15 protein-coding genes are annotated in these 14,461 nt (G+C 72.5%); 10 read left to right on the forward strand and 5 right to left on the reverse strand.

Going from position 1 to position 14,461, the window contains the following annotated elements:
* Positions 1 to 54 precede the first annotated feature (54 nt).
* The 3 genes from mshB to ACX27O_RS17425 all read left to right on the forward strand — a co-directional run bounded on the left by mshB (position 55) and on the right by ACX27O_RS17425 (position 2,017).
* Positions 55 to 981, forward strand: coding sequence for an N-acetyl-1-D-myo-inositol-2-amino-2-deoxy-alpha-D-glucopyranoside deacetylase (mshB, locus tag ACX27O_RS17415; protein WP_030337540.1), 927 nt, complete (start codon positions 55 to 57; stop codon positions 979 to 981).
* The gene (locus ACX27O_RS17420) at positions 978 to 1,436 is read left to right on the forward strand and encodes a hypothetical protein (protein ID WP_030337541.1); all 459 of its coding nucleotides are present in this window, start codon (positions 978 to 980) and stop codon (positions 1,434 to 1,436) included. Before mshB ends, ACX27O_RS17420 begins: the two co-directional genes overlap by 4 nt.
* Before the next feature lie 116 nt (positions 1,437 to 1,552).
* Positions 1,553 to 2,017 carry a hypothetical protein gene (locus ACX27O_RS17425; RefSeq protein ID WP_030337542.1) on the forward strand — a complete coding sequence of 155 codons (465 nt, stop codon included), beginning with the start codon at positions 1,553 to 1,555 and terminating at the stop codon, positions 2,015 to 2,017.
* A 192-nt stretch (positions 2,018 to 2,209) separates the two neighbouring features.
* Here ACX27O_RS17425 and ACX27O_RS17430 read toward each other — a convergent pair whose 3' ends face one another.
* The gene (locus ACX27O_RS17430; RefSeq protein ID WP_210866488.1) at positions 2,210 to 3,295 is read right to left on the reverse strand and encodes a GNAT family N-acetyltransferase; all 1,086 of its coding nucleotides are present in this window, start codon (positions 3,293 to 3,295) and stop codon (positions 2,210 to 2,212) included.
* A gap of 79 nt (positions 3,296 to 3,374) precedes the next feature.
* On the opposite strand from ACX27O_RS17430, the gene fdxA reads away from it, so the two are divergent.
* The 5 genes from fdxA to ACX27O_RS17455 all read left to right on the forward strand — a co-directional run bounded on the left by fdxA (position 3,375) and on the right by ACX27O_RS17455 (position 7,261).
* Complete coding sequence (gene fdxA / locus ACX27O_RS17435) at positions 3,375 to 3,701, forward strand: ferredoxin (protein WP_007464872.1); 327 nt, start codon at positions 3,375 to 3,377, stop codon at positions 3,699 to 3,701.
* The gene (gene dapC / locus ACX27O_RS17440; protein WP_036412562.1) at positions 3,698 to 4,801 is read left to right on the forward strand and encodes a succinyldiaminopimelate transaminase; all 1,104 of its coding nucleotides are present in this window, start codon (positions 3,698 to 3,700) and stop codon (positions 4,799 to 4,801) included. The genes fdxA and dapC overlap by 4 nt, the downstream gene beginning before the upstream one ends.
* A 135-nt stretch (positions 4,802 to 4,936) precedes the next feature.
* Positions 4,937 to 5,956 (forward strand): prephenate dehydrogenase, encoded by a 1,020-nt coding sequence (locus ACX27O_RS17445; protein ID WP_030337546.1) that lies wholly within the window; start codon positions 4,937 to 4,939, stop codon positions 5,954 to 5,956.
* A 10-nt stretch (positions 5,957 to 5,966) separates the two neighbouring features.
* Entirely contained in the window at positions 5,967 to 6,614 is a 648-nt protein-coding gene (locus ACX27O_RS17450) for an SIMPL domain-containing protein (RefSeq protein WP_030337548.1), read from the forward strand.
* Positions 6,614 to 7,261, forward strand: coding sequence for a nucleoside/nucleotide kinase family protein (locus tag ACX27O_RS17455; protein ID WP_030337549.1), 648 nt, complete (start codon positions 6,614 to 6,616; stop codon positions 7,259 to 7,261). Before ACX27O_RS17450 ends, ACX27O_RS17455 begins: the two co-directional genes overlap by 1 nt.
* Before the next feature lie 21 nt (positions 7,262 to 7,282).
* On the opposite strand, the gene ACX27O_RS17460 is transcribed toward ACX27O_RS17455, so the two are convergent.
* Together ACX27O_RS17460 and ACX27O_RS17465 are read right to left on the reverse strand one after the other, a co-directional pair.
* A complete protein-coding gene (locus ACX27O_RS17460) occupies positions 7,283 to 7,921 on the reverse strand; it encodes a dihydrofolate reductase family protein (protein ID WP_210866489.1) in 639 nt (212 codons plus the stop codon).
* A gap of 45 nt (positions 7,922 to 7,966) precedes the next feature.
* A complete protein-coding gene (locus ACX27O_RS17465; protein WP_307857893.1) occupies positions 7,967 to 8,524 on the reverse strand; it encodes a sugar O-acetyltransferase in 558 nt (185 codons plus the stop codon).
* A 174-nt stretch (positions 8,525 to 8,698) separates the two neighbouring features.
* Between ACX27O_RS17465 and ACX27O_RS17470 the strand changes: the two genes are divergently transcribed.
* On the forward strand, positions 8,699 to 12,019 hold the full coding sequence (locus ACX27O_RS17470; protein ID WP_458939759.1) for a S8 family serine peptidase: 3,321 nt from the start codon (positions 8,699 to 8,701) through the stop codon (positions 12,017 to 12,019).
* A gap of 51 nt (positions 12,020 to 12,070) precedes the next feature.
* Here the strand turns inward: ACX27O_RS17470 and dapD are convergent, their stop codons facing one another.
* Positions 12,071 to 13,030: a 2,3,4,5-tetrahydropyridine-2,6-dicarboxylate N-succinyltransferase gene (gene dapD, locus ACX27O_RS17475; protein WP_030337555.1), complete on the reverse strand. Its 960-nt coding sequence runs from the start codon at positions 13,028 to 13,030 to the stop codon at positions 12,071 to 12,073.
* 78 nt (positions 13,031 to 13,108) lie between these two features.
* Between dapD and dapE the strand changes: the two genes are divergently transcribed.
* Positions 13,109 to 14,182 carry a succinyl-diaminopimelate desuccinylase gene (dapE, locus tag ACX27O_RS17480; protein ID WP_030337557.1) on the forward strand — a complete coding sequence of 358 codons (1,074 nt, stop codon included), beginning with the start codon at positions 13,109 to 13,111 and terminating at the stop codon, positions 14,180 to 14,182.
* 42 nt (positions 14,183 to 14,224) lie between these two features.
* On the opposite strand, the gene ACX27O_RS17485 is transcribed toward dapE, so the two are convergent.
* Entirely contained in the window at positions 14,225 to 14,392 is a 168-nt protein-coding gene (locus ACX27O_RS17485; protein WP_156057972.1) for a hypothetical protein, read from the reverse strand.
* Positions 14,393 to 14,461: the final 69 nt, after the last annotated feature.

The raw sequence follows: 14,461 nt of genomic DNA on the forward strand, positions 1-14,461 counted from the left end.
GTGGCCGACCTGGGCGGACGCGTCAGCCTCGGCCGGGGAGAACTGCCAGTTAGAGTGACCGTCGTGACGATGCTGCCCGACCGCCGCCTGCTGCTGGTCCACGCGCACCCCGATGACGAGTCGATCGGCACCGGCTCGACGATGGCCCACTACGCCGCCGCCGGCGCGCACGTCACCCTGGTGACCTGCACGCTCGGCGAGGAGGGCGAGATCCACGTGCCCGCGTTGGCCCAGCTCGCCGCCGCCGAGGCCGACCAGCTCGGCGGGTACCGCATCGCCGAGCTGGCTGCCGCGTGTGCCGCGCTCGGCGTCCGCGACCACCGCTTCCTCGGCGGCGCGGGCCGATACCGCGACTCCGGGATGATGGGGCTCGCGACCAACGAGCACCCCCGGGCCTTCTGGCAGGCCGACCTCGACGAGGCCGCGGGGCATCTCGTGGAGATCATGCGGGAGGTACGCCCACAGGTGCTCGTCACGTACGACCCGAACGGCTTCTACGGCCACCCCGACCACATCCAGGCGCACCGGGTGGCCATGCGCGCCGTCGAGCTGGCCGCCGCGCAGGGCTGCGCCCCGGCGAAGGTCTACTGGACGGCCATGCCGCTCAGCGTCCTGGAAGCCGGCATGGCGCACTTCGCCGAGTCGTCCGACAACCCGTTCGGCGGCATCGAGGACATCGCCGACCTGCCCTTCGGCACCCCGGACGCCCAGATCGCCGCCCGGATCGACGGCACCGACCAGCACCTGGCCAAGGAGGCCGCGATGCGGGCGCACGCCACCCAGATCCCGGCCAACTCCTGGCTCTACTCGATCGCCGGCAACTTCGGCGGCGAGTTCATGGGTGTGGAGTTCTTCACCCTCGCGGTCGGCGAGAAGGGTCCGGGCGCCGGGCCGTACGGCTGGGAGGACGACCTCTTCGCCGGTCTGCCCGCGCAGCCCGCCCCGGACCGTTCCCCGGTCGCGGCGGCGGGTCTGCGGTGACGCTGCCGGCCGCACCGGTGACGGTCGTGGACGACCAGGAAGCCCCGCCCCCGGCGGGGCCACCGCCGCGACTGGTGGACCTGGGTCTGCGGCTGGTCGGTGCGCTCGTCGTGGCCGTCGCCGGGGTGGTGACCGGCGTGCTGGAGCTGCTGCTCGCCACGGTCCGCGTCGGCGGGCAACTGGTCGGTGTGTCGGTGCTCCTCGCCATCGGCGCCAACATCGTGTTGAGCTGGTTCGCGCACGAGGCGGTCGGCCGTCGCTGGGCGGTGGCGCTGCCGGCGGTGCCGTGGTTCGCGCTGATGGCGGTCGCCGCCATCCGGACCAGCGAGGGCGACCTGCTGCTGGCCGGCGACAACTGGGTCGGGCTGGCCATGATCGTGGCGGGCGCGATGACGTTCGCGGTGATGGGTTTCCGGCAGATTCTCGCCCCGCAGCCGCCCATGCTCGGCGGCTGACGCCGTGGCTGCTGCCGGGCTGCTGCCGGCTGATGACGGATCCCAGGTAAGGGTGGTAGATATTCCTGCCAGGGATGCGAACCCCACGACGGGGCGTACGGCAGGAGGGTCCGGCGATGGACAAGCGGTGGCGTGACATCGGGGTGCTCGTAGCAGCGTTGTTCGCGGTCAACGTGGTCGCCCGGCTGATCACCGAGTTCGGCTTCGACGGTGACGACACCGCCGCCGACCGGGTGTCGCTGACGATGTTCGCGGTGATCGGGTTGATCCTCGCCGTTGTCGCCTTCCGCTGGGGTCGACGCCGGCCGTTGGCGGACTGGGCGGCTGACATGGCCCTCGTGGTGCCGGTGGCGATGGTGTTGACAGTGCTGGTCGGGCCCCTGCTGGTCGGTCACAACCCGTTCGCCGGTGGCGCGGGGACGTTCTTCGCCCAGATCTGGCTCTACCTGCTCGCCACCGGCGCGGGGGTGCTGGTCGGTTACCTGGTGCTCACCGCGCTCGGCCGTGACTACCGCTCTCAGCAGCTCAAGCGGTACGCGGAGGTCAAGGCCGCCAAGCCGCGCCGGGTCGTGCGCCGCTGACCACCGGCCCAGCCCGACCCGCGCCAGCCTCGGCCCGTCCGGCGGTACGTGTGGCGGTCCGTCCCACGCCCCCAAGCTTGATCGACTCGGTTTCCGTGAAGTCGGGGTGTCCCGGGCGCCGGAATGCCGCGATTTCCGGAAAGTCGAGTCGACCACCGCCGGGACGCCGCGACTTGTTGACACTCGAGTCGATCATCTGCTCGGGGCGACCCGGGTCAGGTAGGTGTGGTGGGTGACGAACCCGAGCCGCTGGTAGAGCGCGACCGCCGCTTCGTTGCGCTGCTCGACCTGGAGAAAGGCGTGCGTTGCGCCGCCGGACGCCCCCCAGCCGGCCAGTTCGTTGATCACACGGCGAGCCAGTCCCTGTCGGCGGGCCACCGGCAGCACTTCGATCAGGCTGAGGCCCAGCCAGCGCCCCTGGCCGGTCACTGTGCCACGGCCGATCGCCACCAGGGTGCCGTCGGCGTACACGTGGGCGAAGCGGACCTGGTCCACCGCGGAGAGGACGTGCCGGGCGGCCTCCGGTAGGCCGCCCTTGCGCCCGGCGGCGATGGCCAGCCACTCGTCGCTCGGCGTGGCGGCCAGATCGACGACCGCACTGCTCCCGCCGGCTGGCGCACCGGCGGCGGCGTCGATCCGAGCGGCGGCGTCCGGTGTGCCGGAGGCGGGGTCGGCAGTATCGGTCGGTGCACCCCTGGCGTCGCCCTGGTCGATGGACGTGCCGCAGTGCTCGTCGGCGGGGGCCGACGCGAGCCGGGGGAGCGGCGCGGTCTGCACCAGCGTCGGTGGGCGGGTGCCCCAGCCGCGGGCGTCCAGTTCGGCGCCGACCGGGGCGGCGAGCGGCAGCGGCGTGTTGACCAACGCGGGTTGGCCCAGCTCGGCGTACCAGCGCTGCACGGCGTCGACAGCGGCGGCCAGCGGCCGGTCCGGATCGCCGATCGGCAGTGCCGAGTTGGCGCGCCCGGTCCAGCCCTCGGCCGACCGGAGCAGCCAGTCACCCAGCCGGCCCCGGGTCGGTGCCGGCCAGGCCTCGTCGGCGGCCCGCTCCAGCGCCACCACCGCGGCGGCGGTCGGCCGACGGGTCGGCGGTACGCGCTTGGCCCGGTGGACCTGCGCCACCGGAACCCGAAGCTGCCCCTGCGCGGTGGCCAGCGTGAGATGAGTCTCGCTCAGCTCGACCAGCTCGCCGAGAGCGTCGGAGAATAGCGGGCGGCCCTCGCGAATCCCCACAATCCGGCGGACCACGATTCGGTGTCCCACATCCTGCTGTCGGAGCACGATCGACCCCCTCCCCGGCGAGATACTAGGCTCTTACCGTCGCGGGAGATCGCGGCGAGTCTTGCGGAGGAGAAGACCGGTGACCTACATCATCGCCGAGCCGTGCGTAGATGTGCTCGACAAGGCATGCATCGAGGAGTGCCCGGTCGACTGCATTTACGAGGGCAACCGGATGCTCTACATCCACCCCGACGAGTGCGTCGACTGTGGTGCCTGTGAGCCCGTCTGCCCCGTGGAGGCGATCTTCTACGAGGACGACGTCCCGGAGCAGTGGAAGGACTACACCGGCGCGAACTACGAGTTCTTCGAGGATCTGGGCTCGCCCGGTGGTGCCTCGAAGATCGGCAAGGTGGAGAAGGACGCCACCTTCGTCGCCGCGCAGCCGCCGCGCGGCGAGGGCCACTGAACCGGCCCGCGCCGGTCTCGTCGCGGCTGCCCGAGTTCACCTGGGACACCCTGGACGCCGCGGCCACACTGGCCGCGGCGCATCCGGAGGGCCTGATCAACCTCTCCATGGGTACGCCGGTCGACCCGGTGCCCGAGGTGATCCGGCGGGCGCTTGCTGACGCGTCCGACGCTCCCGGTTACCCGCTGACCGCCGGCACCCCGGCGTTGCGGGCCGCCATCGCGGCGTGGGTGTCCCGGGCCTGTGGCGCTGGCGTCGACGGTCTCGGAGTGCTGCCGACCATCGGCTCGAAGGAGCTGGTGGCCTGGCTGCCGACGCTGCTCGGGATCGGCCCGGGGGACGTGGTGGTGGTGCCGTCGATCGCGTACCCCACCTACGAGGACGGTGCTCGGCTGGCCGGCGCCACCGTCGTCCGTACCGACTCGCTCACCTCGCTCGGGCCGACCCCACGGGTCCGGCTGGTCTGGGTCAACTCGCCCGGCAACCCGACCGGCCGGGTGCTGCCAGCGGCGCACCTGCGCAAGGTGGTCGACTGGGCCCGCGAGCGCGGCGCCGTCGTCGCGAGCGACGAGTGCTACCTGCCCCTGGGCTGGTCGGCCGACCCGGTTTCGGTGCTGTCTCCGCAGGTCAGCGGGGGCAGCTACGCCGGGGTGCTGGCCGTGCACTCGCTCTCCAAGCGGTCCAACCTCGCCGGCTACCGGGCCGGGTTCGTCGCCGGCGACCCGGCGCTCGTCGCCGAGCTGCTCAAGGTGCGCAAGCACGCCGGCATGATCGTGCCCGCGCCGGTGCAGGCGGCCATGGTGGCAGCGCTGGAGGACGAGCGACACGCCGAGGAGCAGCGGGAGCGTTACCGCGCCCGGCGGGAGGTGCTCACCGCGGCGTTCACCGGTGCCGGGTTCACCGTCGAGCACTCCGAGGCGGGCCTGTACCTCTGGCTGACCAGAGGTGAGGACTGCTGGCAGACGGTCGACTGGCTGGCCCGACGCGGCATCCTGGTCGCCGCCGGCGTCTTCTACGGCCCCACGGCCGGGCAGCATGTCCGCGTCGCCCTGACCGAGTCCGACGAGCACGTCGCCGCCGTCGCCGCGCGCCTGGCCTGATCGCGGTCCGGGCGGGTCGAGCCGTCCCGGGTCCGCGGCGCGACGACCGGCCCGCGCCGACCGATATCCTCGGCGCCGGACCTGGTCGGGGCCGTCGCGGCCCCGCGAGCCCAGCAGGAACATCGAGGTGTGCGGATGGTGGACAGGCCAGGTGCGCGGGTGCGGGCGGCGGTGGTCGGCACCGGCCTGATCGGTGGTTCGCTGCTGCTCCGGCTGGTGGCCGCCGGCGTCGACGTGGTCGGGTGGGACCCGGACGAGGCCACCCGGCGGGAGACCCGACGGGCGGGCGTACCCGCGCCGGACCGGCTGGTCGAGGCGGTGGCCGACCGGGACGTGGTCTTCCTGTGCGGGCCGCTGCCCACCCTGCCGTCGACGCTGGTCGAGGTGGCGGCGATGACCGGTGAGCGGTGTGTGCTGACCGACGTCGGCAGCACCAAGGAACAGGTGGCGGCGTTCGCCGCCGCGCAGGGGCTGACGCACCGGTTCGTGCCCGGCCACCCGATGGCGGGCACCGACCGGGCCGGGCTGACCGCCGCGCGGGCGGACCTGCTTACCGGCGCGGCCTGGGTGCTCTGTCCGGCCCCCGGGCCGGCGATCACCGCGTTCCGCTGGCTGGCCGCGCTGCTGGTGGAGCACTTCGAGGCCCGGGTGGTGCCGATGTCGGCCACTGAGCACGACTCGGCCGCCGCGCTCGCCTCACACGTGCCGCACCTGCTCGCCGGCGCGCTGGCCGGTGCTGTGCAGCGCGCACCACTGCGCGACGCGATACTCGCGCTCGCCGCCGGCAGCTTCTCCGACGGCACCCGGGTCGCCGGGACCCCGGCCGATCGGACCGCCAACATGCTGCTGGGCAACCGGGACCAGGTGCTGCGGGAGCTGGCCGAGGTCACCAGGTTCCTGGACGACCTGACCACCGCGCTGCGCGCCGACGACGCCGCCGGGCTCACCGCCCGGTACGACGAGGCGCGCGCCGCCCGCGCGGCGCTGCGCGACCGGCGGTTCGACGCGGACGACAGGCGGTTCCCGGCCGGTGGTGACCACGCCGCAGAGGTGTCCTGGCTGCGGGAGCTGGGGGTGAGCGGCGGCCATCTGAGCGGTCTGCACGTCGACGCGGACACTGTCTCCTACGCGGCGCGGCGTCCCGTGGCTGACTAGGCTGAGGGGCATGGCGGTGGACGGTCCGGTGGTGCAGGTGCGCGGCGAGGCGTACCAGGAGGTGCCGCCCGAGCTGGCCCGGTTCGCGGTCACCGCGACAGCCCGCGACCGGGACCGGGAGGCGACGCTGACCCGGTTGGCCGAGCGGGCCGCGGCGGTCCGGGTGCTGTTGGACGGCTCCGGGCCGGCGGTGGCCCGGCGGGAGACCGGCGACCTGCGGGTGTGGCCGGAGACCCGGCGCTCGGGTGAGCGGGTGGTCGCCTGGCACGGCAGTGTCACCACCACCGTCACCGTCACCGACTTCACCGCGCTGGGTGAGCTGATGCTCCGGCTCGCCGACCAGGACCAGGTCGAGGTGGCCGGCCCGTGGTGGGAGCTCCGTCCGGACAGCCCCGCCCATCGTGCGGCCCGGCACGCCGCGATCAGCGACGCGCTGCTGCGCGCCCGGGAGTACGCGGAGGCGCTGGGCGCGCGGGTCACCTCGTTGATCGAGCTGGCCGACGCGGGCCCCGTCGACCGGCCGATGTTCGCCCGTGCGGCCTTCGCCGGGGCCGCCGACGCGGGCGGTCCGCCGGAGCTTCAGCTGGACCCGCAGCCGCAGACCGTGCAGGCGGCCGTGCAGGCGCGGTTCACCATCAGCGACCCGGTTCTGGGCTGATGCCGCCGGCCCGGGTGCTCTCCGTCGACGAGCTGGTGGCGCGGGCGAAGGCGCTCGCCGAGGCGGGCCCGCGACAACTGCTCGGCATCGCCGGCGCGCCGGGGGCCGGGAAATCCACCCTGGCGGAACGGATCGTCGCCGAGGTCGGGTCGGCCGCCTGTCTGGTGCCGATGGACGGCTTCCACCTGGCGCAGGCGCAGCTGGTCCGCCTGGGCCGCGCCGACCGCAAGGGCGCGGCGGACACCTTCGACGTCAACGGGTACGTCTCGCTGCTGCGCCGGTTGCACCGGTTGGAGCCGACGTCGGTCTACGCCCCGGAGTTCCGCCGGGAGTTGGAGGAGCCGGTGGCCGGCGCCATCGAGGTGCTGCCCTCGGTCCGGCTGGTGGTGACCGAGGGCAACTACCTGTTGTTGCGGGATTTCCCCTGGCAGGAGATCCGACCGCTGCTGCACGAGGCGTGGTTTCTCGACCTGGAGGCCGAGGTGCGGCACCGCCGGCTGACCGCCCGGCACGAGGCGTTCGGTAGGTCCCCGGAGCAGGCGCGGGCGTGGGCGCTGGGCAGCGACGAGGCGAACGCGGCCCTGATCACCCCCACCGCCGACCGGGCTGATCTGGTGGTCCGCCTGTCGGAGCCCCCGCCGGCCTGACCACGGGCCAGCCGGGACGCGCTACTGCTCGACGCCGCGTCCCGGGCGGCTCATGTCCCCGGTGCCGGGCGTCCCGGCGGCGAGGCCGTACCGCAGGAGCACCGCGCCCCTGCCGGAGGTGGCTGGCGGTTCGAGCAGGGTCAGGTTCGCGGGCACCGCGCCGCCGTCGAACACCTTCTTGCCGACGCCCAGCACGATGGGGAAGATCCACAGGTTGAGCTGGTCGAAGAGGCGCTCGTGCAGCAGCGTCTGCACCAGGTTCAGGCTGCCGATCACGTGGACCTTCTCGTGCTTGTCCCGCACCGCCCGGACGGCGGTCACCAGGTCGGGTCCGAGGTGTGTCGAGCCCTCCCAGCCCAGATCCGGGTTGCCGCGTGAGGCGACGTACTTCGGGATGCTGTTGAACAGGGTGGCGATTCCGCCGTCGACGCCGTCGGCCTGGTGCGGCCAGTACGCGGCGAAGATGTCGTAGGTCCGGCGGCCCAGGAGCAGCGCGTCCATGCCCCGCATGCCGTCCATGACCTGGCGGCCGCCCGTCTCGTCGAACAGGGGCGCCTGCCACCCTCCGTACGGGAAGCCTTCGGGGTCCTCCTCGGGACCACCCGGGGCCTGGGCGACCAGGTCGAGTGTCGCGAACAGGTCAATGTGGATCGTGCCCATGCTGTCCTCCGTGTTCCCGCTCGAGTTAGCCCTCGATGGCGCACCCTAGTCGAGTTGACGGACGGGTCGGGCGGGGTTGCCGACCGCCACGACGTTGGCGGGCAGGTCCCGGGTGACCACGGCGCCCGCCCCGACGACGGTGTTCACGCCGATCGTCACGCCGGCCAACACGATCGCGCCACCGCCGAGCCACACGTTGTCGCCGATGGTGATCGGTCGGGCCGCCTCCCACTTGTCCCGTCGCGGGCCGGGTTCGACCGGGTGTGTCGGGGTGAGCAGCTGCACGTTCGGGCCGACCTGGACGTCCGCGCCGAGGGTGATCCGGCCGACGTCGAGGAAGACGGCGTTGTAGTTGACGAAGCTGCGCGGGCCGATTCGGATCTGCCAGCCGTAGTCGCAGTAGAACGGCGGGCGGATCCAGGTGTCCTCGCCCAGTTCGCCGAGGAGGTCCCGCAGCGCCGTGATCCGGGCCTGGGGGTCGTCGGCGGGACTGGTGTTGAAGCGTTCCATCAGCCGGGCGGCCCGGGCCAGGTCGGCGACGATGTCCGGATCGTCGGCCAGGTACGGCTCGCCGGCGAGCATCTTGTCCTTCATGGAGGTCACCGCCCGATCATGCCGGCCCGGTTCGTCGGCTCGTGGCGGGTCCGTCATTTTTTGTACTTCATTTTGCATACCCAGTATGTAATTGTGGGATGTCAATGCGACTCCCATGTATCAAAGACGCTTGACCAGGAGGATCCGTTGCATCAGACAAGAAGATTGGCCGCCGTCGGCCTCGTGCTCACGCTGGCGCTATCCGCGCCGGCTCCCGCCTCAGCCACGGCCACCGCGCCCGCCTTACCCGGCGGCACCGGCCAGACCACGCCGGGTGGACCCACCGCCAACCGCTCGAGCACCGTCACGCTGATCACCGGTGACCGGGTCACCGTCACCGGTTCCGGCGCCGCGGTCCGGCCCGGCGCCGGCCGGGAGAGCGTGCAGTTCCTCGTCCGGCGCGAGCGCGGACGCCTCTCGGTGACGCCGACGGACGCGCTGCCGTTGCTGCGTTCGGGCCGGGTGGACCGGCGACTCTTCGACGTCACCGGGCTGGTCGAGGCGGGTTACGACGACGCCCACCGCGACACCCTGCCGCTCCTGGTGACGTACGGCGCGACGGGTGCCGCCCGGCGTGCCCCGGCCGCGCTGCCCGGCACCCGGCAGACCCGCGACCTGCCGGTGATTCGCGGCGCCGCGCTGGCCAGCGACAAATCCTCTTTGGGCGCGGTCTGGGAGACGGTGACCACCGGTCCCGCTGGGGCCCGGCTCGACGCGGCAGGGGGCGTCGAACGGATCTGGCTGGACGGCCGTCGACGGGTGACCCTCGACCACAGCGTGCCGCAGATCGGCGCGCCCGCCGCCTGGGCGGCCGGGTTCACCGGCGCGGGAGTGTCCGTCGCGGTGCTGGACACCGGCGTCGACGCGACGCACCCCGACCTGGCCGGCAAGGTGGCCGAGGCGCGCAACTTCACCGAGGCCACCGACGCTCGGGACACGGTCGGCCACGGCACCCACGTGGCCTCGACCATCGCGGGCAGCGGCGCGGCCTCCGGCGGCAAGTACCGGGGTGTGGCGCCGGACGCGACGCTGCTGGACGGCAAGGTCTGTGAGGACGCCGGCTGCAGTGACTCGGCGATCCTCGCCGGGATGCAGTGGGCCGCTGTCGAGAAGAAGGCCGCCGTGGTCAACATGAGCCTCAGCGGCTGGGACACCCCCGAGGTGGACCCGCTGGAGGAGGCCGTGCAGACGCTGACCGCGCAGACCGGCACCCTCTTCGTCCTCGCCGCCGGCAACGACGGCTCGGACGGCTCGGTGGGCTCCCCGGCCAGCGCCGACGCCGGGCTCGCCGTGGGTGCGGTGGACCGGGACGACGAACTGGCCGACTTCTCCAGCCGGGGTCCCCGGGTCGGCGACGACGCGGTGAAGCCGGACATCACCGCGCCCGGCGTCGACATCGTCGCCGCCCGGTCCGCCAACGGCTTCATCGGCGATCCGGTCGACGACCGTTACGTCACCATCTCCGGCACCTCGATGGCCACCCCGCACGTGGCCGGGTCGGCCGCGCTGCTGGCCCAGCAGCACCCGGGATGGCGGGCCGACCGGATCAAGGCCACCCTGATGGCCGCCGCCAAGCCGCACCCGGAGCAGACCGCCTACCAGCAGGGAGCCGGGCGGGTCGACGTCGCGCACGCGATCACCCAGCAGGTCACCACCGACCCGGTGAGTGTCTCGTTCGGGCGTGCGCTCTGGCCGCACGGTGACGACGCGCCGATCACCCGCACGGTGACCTGGCGCAACGACGGTCCGGCGGCGGTCACCCTGGAGCTGAGCGTCGAGGGCGCCGGCCCCGGCGGTCGCGCGCTGCCAGCCGGCCTGTTCCAGTTGGGTGCCAACCAACTCACCGTGCCGGCCGGCGGCACGGCCGCCACGACCGTCACCACCGACACCCGCCTCGGCGACGCCGACGGCTACTGGACCGGGCGGATCGTGGCCCGATCCGGGGCGGCGGTCGCGGTCACCCCGTTGGCAGTGAACCGGGAGGTGGAGAGCTACACGCTGACAGTGGAGCACCTGAACCGGGCCGGTGAGCGCACCGCTGACCACTGGACCTTGCTGCTCGGGATGGACACCTTCGGCGCCTGGGACGTCGTCAGCTCCGACGGGGTGGCCAGCGTTCGGGTGCCGAAGGGGCGCTACGGCCTCAGCGGTCTGGTCTTCGAGCCCGGTCCGGAGGATGAGCCGCGCGGGATGTCCCTGTTGGCGCAGCCCGAGGTGACAGTCGAGCGGGACACCCGGATCGTGGTGGACGCCCGCCGCGCCAAGCCGGTGCGGACGACCATTCCGGACCGGACCGCCGTACCGCTCCTGATCGACGTCAGCGGCAACTTCACCGCCGACGACGGCAGCGCGTACGCCGTCGGCCTCTGGGCCGAGACGTTCGCCGACCTGACCAGCGGTCAGCTCGGCAAGCCGAGCCCCGCCGACCGGTTCGTCGCCACCGTCAGCAGCCAGTGGACCACGCCGGACCCGACCAACAGCCCGTACCTGTACGCGCTGGCCGAGGCGATCCCCGGCCGGATGCCGACCGGGTTCGTCCGCGACTACACCCGACGGGACCTGGCAACCGTCGTGCACCGGTTCCATGGCGGCTACCCGGGCATGCAGGCCGAGCGGATCGTGTACCCCGTACTGGAGTACAACGTCGGCGGCTCCGCCCTGATCCTGCCCACCGCCGTGCCCGGCCAGCGGGTCGAGCACTACAACACCAAGGGGGTGACGTGGGAATCCGAGGTCTCCTTCGGGACGGTGGACGACGAAGGCTGGTTGAACCCCCAGACGGTGCTGTTCTCCGTCCCCACCGCGTACCGGGCTGGGCGGACGGTGCAGGAGATCTGGAACCAGGGCCCGTACGGACCGTCGTTCCCGAAGCCGCGCTGGCCGCACCAGAGCGTCACCCGCGACGGCGACACGATAGTGGTCGACGTGCCGATCCACAGCGACGCGGCCGGGCACCCGGGCGGCTCACTGAACGACAGCGCGCAGACCAAGCTCTGGCGCAACGGCAAGCTGGTCGGCGAGAGCGAGTACGCCGGCTACGGCGAGTTCACAGTGCCACCGGGCAGGGCGGACTACCGGCTCGTCACGTCGGCGAAGCGCAGCTTCACCGACCTGAGCACCGAGGTGGAGTCCAGTTGGACCTTCCGGTCGCGGCACGTCGCCGGTGACACGCCGGCCCGACTGCCACTGTCGGTGGTGCGCTTCGCGCCGCCGCTGCGGGTCGACAACAGCGCTCCGGCCGGTCAGGGCTTCGTCATCCCGGTACGGGTGCAGCGGCAGCCCGGCGCGCCCAGCGCCCGGGTGGAGAAGCTCACCGTCGACGTCTCCTACGACGGCGGGAAGACCTGGGGCAGGGCGAAGCTGGTCCGCACCTCGGCCGACGGCTGGTCGGCGCTGTTGCGGCATCCGGCCGGCACCGGCCACGTGTCGCTACGGGCCACCGCCCGGGACACCGCCGGTAACACGGTGACCCAACGGATCATCCAGGCGTACCGGTTGCGCTGAGGCGTACCCCGTCCGGGTCCGCGGCCGAACGCCGCGGACCCGGCGGGGCCGTCAGTCGTTGGCGTGCAGGGCGGCGTTCAGCTCGATGCCCCGGCCGGTGCGCGGCCGGGCCTCCAGCCCGCCGGTGACCGAGTTGCGCCAGAACAGCAGCCCGTCGACGCCGGACAGCTCCCGGGCCTTGACGACCCGGCCGTCGGGGAGCGTGATCTTCGACGCGGCGGTGATGTAGCAGCCGGCCTCGACCACACAGTCGTCGCCGAGCGAGATGCCGACGCCGGCGTTCGCGCCGACCAGGCTCCGCTCACCGATGCTGATCTTGTCGGTGCCGCCGCCGGAGAGGGTGCCCATGATGGAGGCCCCGCCGCCGATGTCGGAGCCGTCGCCGACCAGCACGCCCTGCACGATCCGCCCCTCGACCATCGAGGTGCCCACGGTGCCGGCGTTGAAGTTGACGAAGCCCTCGTGCATCACTGTGGTGCCGGCGGCCAGGTGCGCGCCCAGGCGGACGCGGTCGGCGTCGGCGATCCGCACCCCGGACGGCACCACGTAGTCGGTCATCCGGGGGAACTTGTCCACCCCGTACACCGACAGGTGCCGGCCGGCCGCCCGCTCGATCACCCGCAGCTCGTCCACCCGCTCCGGTGGGCACGGCCCGGCGGACGTCCAGGCCACGTTGGCCAGCTTGCCGAAGATGCCGTCCAGGTTGACCTGGTTGGGTCGCACCAGGCGGTGCGAGAGCAGGTGCAACCGGAGGTACGCGTCGGAGGCGTCCTTGATCGGATCGTCCAGCGAGCCGATCACGGTGACCACCTGCACGGTACGCAGACCGGGCAGCGGCCGGTCACCGAGCGCGGCCGGCGGCAGGTCGAGCACGTCCGCCTTGTCCTCGCCGGCGACCAGCGGCAGCTCGCCCAGGCCCAGCTTGCCGGTCGGGTACCAGGTGTCGAGCACCTGCTCGTCTGCGGTGACCGTAGCCAGGCCGATGCCCCAGGCGGAATCTGCGGACGTCACTGTTACACCTCTCGGTCACGGCCGGGCTGACCTCGGCTCGCTCCTCGCACTGACAGACCTGAAGGTACCGTGCGAACCATGGAGAACCCGCTGACCCCCGAGGTCCTCGCCGATCCGGTGCAGCTGACCCGCGCTCTGGTCGACATAGAGTCCGTGTCCCTCAACGAGAAGGCGATTGCCGACTGTGTCGAGGAGGTGCTGCGGGGCGTACCGCACCTGACCACCCACCGGCACGGCAACACGGTGATGGCGCGCACCGACCTCGGTCGGCCGCAGCGTGTCGTGCTGGCCGGGCACCTCGACACGGTGCCGTTGAACAACAACTTCCCGTCGACCATGCGCGGCGACCTGATGTACGGCTGCGGCACCTCCGACATGAAGTCCGGCACCGCGTACGCGCTGCACCTGGCGGTCACCCTGCCCGAGCCGCGCTACGACGTGACGTACTTCTTCTACGAGGCCGAGGAGATCGAGTCCCGGTACAACGGCCTCAACCTCGTCGCCCAGGCGTTCCCGGAGTGGCTGCAGGCGGACTTCGCGGTGCTGCTGGAGCCGACCTACGGCATCGTCGAGGCGGGCTGCCAGGGCACCATGCGTTCGGTGGTCACCACGACCGGGGTACGCGCCCACTCGGCGCGCTCCTGGCACGGGGTGAACGCCATCCACGCCGCCGGTGAGGTGCTGCGGCGTCTCCAGACGTACGAGGCCCGCCGGGTCACCATCGACGGTTGCGACTACCGCGAGGGCATGAACGCGGTACGGATCAACGGCGGGGTCGCCGGCAACGTGGTTCCCGACCACTGCGAGGTCGAGGTCAACTACCGGTTCGCGCCGGACCGTACGCCGGCCGAGGCGGAGGCGCACCTGCGGGAGGTCTTCGACGGCTTCGAGGTGACGGTCACCGACATGGCTGCCGGTGCCGCGCCCGGGCTCGAAGCGGCCCCCGCGAAGGAGTTCCTGGCGGCGGTCGGCGCCGCGCCGATCGGCAAGCTGGGCTGGACGGACGTGGCCCGGTTCGCGGCGATGGGCATCCCCGCGCTCAACTTCGGCCCCGGCGACCCGAACCTGGCCCACCACCCCGACGAGCACGTCGAGATCAGCAAGATCCGCGACGGCGCGGCAACCCTGCACCGCTGGCTAGCCCCAGCCTGACCGGTCGCGGCCCGGCTTCCGTCGGTGATCAAGAGGTTTGCGTCAGCCTGGCCCGTTGTCGGCGACGCAAACCTCTTGATCGGCTCCGGACGGGGTGGGGGAGGTGGGGATCGGGTTCTGCTGGCGGGTGCGGCGGCGTTCGGCCACCACGTCTCGGATCCGTCGCTGCATCTGGCGACGGATCCGGATCATCTCGCTATTGCTGATCACGCTGTCTCCTCCCCCGAAGGCGCGCGCCGGGGCATACCCGGTATGTGAATAGTAAGACGTACGGGAGCG

It is taken from the genome of Micromonospora sp. SD19 (assembly GCF_054462275.1).

What these genes read in the sequence shown, in the direction of transcription:
- ACX27O_RS17450 (WP_030337548.1), top strand. Translation starts at nt 5,967, where the DNA reads ATGGCGGTGGACGGTCCGGTGGTGCAGGTGCGCGGCGAGGCGTACCAG.
- ACX27O_RS17445 (WP_030337546.1), top strand. Translation starts at nt 4,937, where the DNA reads ATGGTGGACAGGCCAGGTGCGCGGGTGCGGGCGGCGGTGGTCGGCACC.
- ACX27O_RS17425 (WP_030337542.1), top strand. Translation starts at nt 1,553, where the DNA reads ATGGACAAGCGGTGGCGTGACATCGGGGTGCTCGTAGCAGCGTTGTTC.
- ACX27O_RS17460 (WP_210866489.1), bottom strand. Translation starts at nt 7,921, where the DNA reads ATGGGCACGATCCACATTGACCTGTTCGCGACACTCGACCTGGTCGCC.
- dapE (WP_030337557.1), top strand. Translation starts at nt 13,109, where the DNA reads ATGGAGAACCCGCTGACCCCCGAGGTCCTCGCCGATCCGGTGCAGCTG.
- ACX27O_RS17455 (WP_030337549.1), top strand. Translation starts at nt 6,614, where the DNA reads ATGCCGCCGGCCCGGGTGCTCTCCGTCGACGAGCTGGTGGCGCGGGCG.